A 5,908-nucleotide genomic window follows, 5' to 3' on the forward strand; every position below is an offset into this window, starting at 1 on the left:
GACCACCTTCCTGCGCGGCCGGCTCACCGCCCGGGACGGCAAGATCGTCGCCGGTTAGCGGCGGGTGGGGAACCACGGGATGAGCGCTCAGGGGCCGGAGGCGGCAGCTTGCGTAACCACGCAGGTCCCCTCGCTCATCCCAAGAGGACACGGAGGACCGTAATGGAGCGCACACTGCAGGTACTGGTTTTGCTGGTGCTGTTCGCGCTGTGCCTGTGGCTGATGTACCGGGCGTGGACCCGGCGGGCCCAGAAGCAGGCTTCGGCGATCGGCGACCTGCCGCCGGTGCCCGCCGACTGCGGCGCGCAGCTGCTGGAGCCGACCACGGGGCTCTACCTCGGCAGCACCCTCGCCCCCAGCTGGATTCAGCGAATCACGGTGGGCGACCTGGGTTTCCGCGCCACGGCGGAACTGACCCGGTTCGAGCGCGGCATCCTGCTGGAGCGGGACGGCGCGGCGGCGATCTGGATTCCCCAGGAATCCATTACCGCGGTGCGCGCCGAGCGCGGGCACGCGGGCAAGGTAATGACGGAAGACGGTGTGCTGGTGATTCGCTGGACATTGCCGACGGGAACCGAGGTGGATACCGGTTTCCGCGGTGACGACAAAGCGGTGTACCCGGCATGGACCGCAGCAGCTACGAAGACGGGAGACGAGGCATGAGCAGCGGAAATACTGCCGTGATGGTGCTCGAGGACGGCCGCGTGTTCCGCGGGACGACCTTCGGCGCCGTCGGGCAGACCTTGGGTGAGGCGGTGTTCTGTACCGCCATGACGGGCTACCAGGAGACCCTCACCGACCCCAGCTACGACCGCCAGATCGTGGTGGCCACCGCGCCGCAGATCGGCAACACCGGCTGGAACGACGAGGACGACGAGTCCTCGAAGATCTGGGTCGCCGGCTACGCCGTGCGCGACCCCGCGCGCCGCGCCTCCAACTGGCGCGCCACCCGCACCCTGCAGGACGAACTGGAGAACCAGAACGTCGTCGGCATCGCGGGCATCGACACCCGTGCCCTGGTGCGGCACCTGCGCACCCGCGGTTCCATGAAGGCGGGCATCTTCTCCGGTGAGTCGCTCACCGAATACGAGGACATGGTCGACAAGGTCAACGGCCAGCAGTCCATGCTGGGCGCGGACCTGGCCGGTGAGGTCTCCACCGACGAGATGTACACCGTCGACCCGATCGGCGAGCACCGCTTCACGGTGGTCGCGGTGGACCTGGGCATCAAGTCCAACACCCCGCGCATGTTCGCCCAGCGCGGCATGCGGGTGCACGTGGTGCCGTCCAACGTCACCTTCGACCAGATCAAAGAACTGAACCCGAACGGTGTGTTCCTGTCCAACGGCCCGGGCGACCCGGCCACCCAGGACGCCATGGTGGCGCTCACCCAGCAGGTGCTGGGCGAGGACATCCCGCTGTTCGGCATCTGCTTCGGCAACCAGATCCTGGGCCGCGCCTTCGGGCGCAAAACCTACAAGATGAAGTTCGGCCACCGCGGCATCAATGTGCCGGTCGTCGAGCATCATTCGGGCCGCATCTCGATCACCGCGCAGAACCACGGCTTCGCCCTGGAGGGCGAGCGCGGCGAGGTCTTCGACACCCCGTTCGGCAAGGCCGAGGTCAGCCACGTCTGCGCCAACGACGGTGTCGTCGAGGGCGTGCAGCTGGTGAGCGGCCGCGCCTTCTCCGTCCAGTACCACCCCGAGGCCGCGGCCGGACCCCACGACGCCGCCTACCTGTTCGACCGTTTCGCCATGCTGATGGAAGGAGCCTGATGCCACGCCGCACCGATCTCAACCACATCCTGGTGATCGGCTCGGGCCCGATCGTCATCGGCCAGGCTTGCGAGTTCGACTACTCGGGAACCCAGGCGTGTCGCGTCCTCAAGTCCGAGGGCCTGCGCGTGTCGCTGGTGAACTCCAACCCGGCGACCATCATGACCGACCCGGAGTTCGCCGACTCGACCTATGTCGAGCCGATCACCTGGGAATTCGTCGAGAAGGTCATCGCCAAGGAGCGCCCGGACGCGATCCTGGCGACCCTGGGCGGCCAGACCGCGCTCAATTGCGCTGTCGCCCTGCACGAGAACGGCATCCTCGACAAGTACAACGTCGAGCTGATCGGCGCCGACTTCGAGGCCATCCAGCGCGGTGAGGACCGCCAGAAGTTCAAGGACATCGTCGCCAAGGTCGGCGGCGAGTCGGCGCGCTCCAAGGTCTGCTACACCATGGACGAGGTCCGCGAAACCGTTGCGGAACTGGGCTTCCCGGTGGTCGTGCGCCCGTCGTTCACCATGGGCGGCCTGGGCTCGGGCATGGCCTACAACCACGACGACCTCGATCGCATCGCCGGCGGCGGCCTGGCCGCCTCGCCCACCGCGAACGTGCTCATCGAGGAATCCATCCTGGGCTGGAAGGAATTCGAGCTCGAGCTCATGCGCGACGGCAGGGACAATGTCGTCATCGTCTGCTCGATCGAGAACGTGGACCCGATGGGCGTGCACACCGGTGACTCGGTCACCGTCGCCCCGGCCATGACCCTCACCGACCGCGAATACCAGAAGATGCGCGATCTGGGCATCGCCATCCTGCGCGAGGTCGGCGTCGACACCGGCGGCTGCAACATCCAGTTCGCGGTGGACCCGCGCGACGGCCGCCTGATCGTCATCGAGATGAACCCGCGTGTGTCGCGCTCGTCCGCGCTGGCCTCCAAGGCGACGGGTTTCCCGATCGCCAAGATCGCCGCCAAGCTGGCCATCGGCTACACCCTCGACGAGATCCTCAACGACATCACCGGCGAGACCCCGGCCTGCTTCGAGCCGACCCTCGACTACGTCGTGGTCAAGGCTCCGCGCTTCGCCTTCGAGAAGTTCCCGGGCGCCGACCCGACGCTGACCACCACCATGAAGTCGGTCGGCGAGGCGATGTCCATGGGCCGCAACTTCTCCGAGGCCCTGGGCAAGGTGCTGCGCTCGCTCGAGACCAAGGCCGCGGGCTTCTGGACCCAGCCCGACGGCGAGTGGACCGACGTGCAGGCCATCCTGGACGACCTGAAGGTTCCGACCGAGGGCCGCATCTACCAGGTGGAGCGGGCGCTGCGCCTGGGTGCGAGCATCGAGGACGTGGCCGCCGCCTCCGGCATCGACCCGTGGTTCGTGGCCGAGGTCGCGGGCCTGGTGGAGCTGCGCCAGGAGATCATCGACTCCCCCGTGCTGGACGAGCCGCTGCTGCGCACGGCCAAGCACTACGGCCTCTCCGATCGCCAGATCGCTTCGCTGCGACCGGAACTCGCGGGTGAGGGCGGCGTGCGCGAGCTGCGCCACCGCCTCGGCATCCGCCCGGTGTTCAAGACCGTCGACACCTGCGCGGCCGAGTTCGAGGCCAAGACCCCGTACCACTACTCGGCCTACGAGCTGGATCCCGCCGCGGAATCCGAAGTGGCGCCGCAGAAGGAACGCGAGAAGGTCATCATTCTCGGCTCAGGTCCTAACCGTATCGGTCAGGGCATCGAGTTCGACTACTCGTGTGTGCACGCCGCGCAGACGCTGTCGGCCGCCGGGTTCGAGACGATCATGGTCAACTGCAACCCGGAGACCGTGTCGACCGACTACGACACCGCCGACCGCCTCTACTTCGAGCCGCTCACCTTCGAGGACGTGCTCGAGGTGTACCACGCCGAGACCGAGTCCGGCACCGTCGCGGGCGTCATCTGCCAGCTCGGCGGCCAGACCCCGCTGAGCCTGGCCCAGCGCCTCACCGACGCGGGCGTGCCCGTGGTCGGCACCTCCGCGGCGGCCATCGACCTGGCCGAGGACCGCGGCGAGTTCGGCGATGTCCTGGTGGCAGCCGGTCTTCCGGCTCCCAAGTACGGCACCGCCACTACCTTCCCGCAGGCCAAGAAGATCGCCAACGAGATCGGCTACCCGGTGCTGGTGCGCCCGTCCTACGTGCTGGGCGGCCGCGGCATGGAGATCGTCTACGACGAGAAGTCCCTCGAGGACTACATCTCCCGCGCCACCGAGATCACCCCGGACCACCCGGTGCTGGTCGACCGGTTCCTGGAGGACGCCATCGAGATCGACGTCGACGCCCTGTGCGACGGCGAGGAGGTCTACCTGGGCGGCGTCATGGAGCACATCGAGGAGGCCGGTATCCACTCCGGTGACTCGGCGTGCGCCCTGCCCCCGATCACCCTGGGCCGCAGCGATATCGAGGCCGTGCGCCGCTCCACCGCCGCGCTCGCCAAGGGCATCGGCGTGAAGGGCCTGCTGAACGTGCAGTACGCGCTCAAGGACGACGTGCTCTACGTCCTCGAGGCCAACCCGCGCGCCAGCCGCACCGTGCCGTTCGTCTCCAAGGCCACCGCGGTGCCGCTGGCCAAGGCCGCGGCGCGAATCGCGCTGGGCGCCAGCATCGCCGAGCTGCGCAAGGAGGGCCTGCTCCCGGCCGAGGGCGACGGCGGCTACGCGCCGATCGACGCCCCGGTCGCGGTCAAGGAGGCCGTGCTCCCGTTCCACCGCTTCCGCCGCCCCGACGGCACCGGCGTGGATTCGCTGCTCTCCCCGGAGATGAAGTCCACCGGCGAGGTCATGGGCATCGACGCCGACTTCGGCACCGCGTTCGCCAAGTCGCAGTCGGCCGCCTACGGTTCGCTGCCGACCGAGGGCACCGCGTTCGTGTCCATCGCCAACCGTGACAAGCGCGCCATGGTGTTCCCGGTCAAGCGCCTGCACGACCTGGGCTTCCGCATCCTCGCCACCGAGGGCACCGCGGAAATGCTGCGCCGCAACGGCATTCCCTGCGATCAGGTGCGCAAGCACTCCGACGAGGTGGCCGACCAGCCCAGCATCGTGGACATGATCAAGGACGGCGACGTCGACATCGTGTTCAACACCCCGTACGGCAACAACGGCCCGCGCGTGGACGGCTACGAGATCCGCACCGCCGCGGTGGGCGCGAACATCCCGTGCATCACCACCGTGCAGGGCGCGGCCGCGGCCGTGCAGGGCATCGAGGCCACCATTCGCGGCGGCATCGGCGTGCGGTCCCTGCAGGAACTCCACGCGGTGCTGCGCGGATGACGACCTTCGGTGCGCGGCTGCGGGAGTCGATGCGCGAGCACGGCCCGCTGTGCGTCGGCATCGACCCGCATCCACCGCTGCTGCGGGACTGGGGCCTGAGCGAGGACGCCGCGGGCGTGGCAAAGTTCGCCGACGCCTGCGTGCGTGCCTTCGCGGGCCGGGTGGCGCTGGTCAAACCGCAGGTGGCGTTCTTCGAGACCTACGGTTCGGCCGGAATCCTGGTGCTGGAGGAGACGATTGCCGCACTGCGGGCGGCGGGCACCCTGGTGCTGGCCGACGCCAAGCGCGGCGACATCGGCTCCACCATGGACGCCTACGCCCACGCCTGGCTCGGCGACGGCCCGCTCGGCACGGACGCGGTCACCGTCTCCCCGTACCTCGGATTCGGTTCCCTCACACCGGCTCTGGACCTCGCCGAGGCCAATGACCGCGGCGTGTTCGTGCTGGCCGCCACCTCCAACCCGGAGGCGGTGGAACTGCAGAACATCACTGGCTCCGACGGCCGCAGCATCGCCCAGCGCATGGTCGACGACGCCGCGGCCGCCAATGCCGGAGCCGAATTCGGTTCCGTCGGTGTGGTGGTCGGCGCGACCCTGGACGCGGCTCCGGACCTGAGCGCGCTCAACGGCCCCATCCTCATGCCCGGCGTCGGCGCGCAGGGCGGGGGAGCGGAGTCGATCCGCAAGCTGGTCCCCGCGAGCAGCCTCGGCGCCGTCCTGCCGAACGTCTCCCGCGAGGTCCTCAGGTCGGGGCCGTCGGTCGCCGCGCTGAAGCAGCGGGTCGCCGAGCTCGCAGCGGAATTCGCCTTCCTGCAGAACTGAATAC

General features: G+C 68.9%; 4 protein-coding genes. All 4 read left to right on the forward strand.

Annotated elements, in window-relative coordinates; all coding sequences use genetic code 11:
* Window positions 1-162 precede the first annotated feature (162 nt).
* From ACFXN1_RS01830 to pyrF, 4 genes are read left to right on the forward strand one after another with little or no spacing between them, the layout of a single operon-like run.
* Window positions 163-663, forward strand: coding sequence for a transporter (locus tag ACFXN1_RS01830; RefSeq protein WP_379400465.1), 501 nt, complete (start codon window positions 163-165; stop codon window positions 661-663).
* Window positions 660-1,778: a glutamine-hydrolyzing carbamoyl-phosphate synthase small subunit gene (gene carA, locus ACFXN1_RS01835; RefSeq protein ID WP_379440064.1), complete on the forward strand. Its 1,119-nt coding sequence runs from the start codon at window positions 660-662 to the stop codon at window positions 1,776-1,778. The genes ACFXN1_RS01830 and carA overlap by 4 nt, the downstream gene beginning before the upstream one ends.
* Window positions 1,778-5,083 (forward strand): carbamoyl-phosphate synthase large subunit, encoded by a 3,306-nt coding sequence (carB, locus tag ACFXN1_RS01840; RefSeq protein WP_379440066.1) that lies wholly within the window; start codon window positions 1,778-1,780, stop codon window positions 5,081-5,083. Before carA ends, carB begins: the two co-directional genes overlap by 1 nt.
* Window positions 5,080-5,904, forward strand: coding sequence for an orotidine-5'-phosphate decarboxylase (gene pyrF, locus ACFXN1_RS01845; RefSeq protein ID WP_379440067.1), 825 nt, complete (start codon window positions 5,080-5,082; stop codon window positions 5,902-5,904). The genes carB and pyrF overlap by 4 nt, the downstream gene beginning before the upstream one ends.
* Window positions 5,905-5,908 lie beyond the last annotated feature (4 nt).

The sequence above is a fragment of the Nocardia sp. NPDC059154 genome, from assembly GCF_042755705.1.
Taxonomy (GTDB): domain Bacteria; phylum Actinomycetota; class Actinomycetes; order Mycobacteriales; family Mycobacteriaceae; genus Nocardia.

Bases quoted from the DNA above. Each gene is read 5' to 3' on its own strand.
- carA (WP_379440064.1), top strand. From the start codon at position 660: ATGAGCAGCGGAAATACTGCCGTGATGGTGCTCGAGGACGGCCGCGTG.
- ACFXN1_RS01830 (WP_379400465.1), top strand. From the start codon at position 163: ATGGAGCGCACACTGCAGGTACTGGTTTTGCTGGTGCTGTTCGCGCTG.
- pyrF (WP_379440067.1), top strand. From the start codon at position 5,080: ATGACGACCTTCGGTGCGCGGCTGCGGGAGTCGATGCGCGAGCACGGC.
- carB (WP_379440066.1), top strand. From the start codon at position 1,778: ATGCCACGCCGCACCGATCTCAACCACATCCTGGTGATCGGCTCGGGC.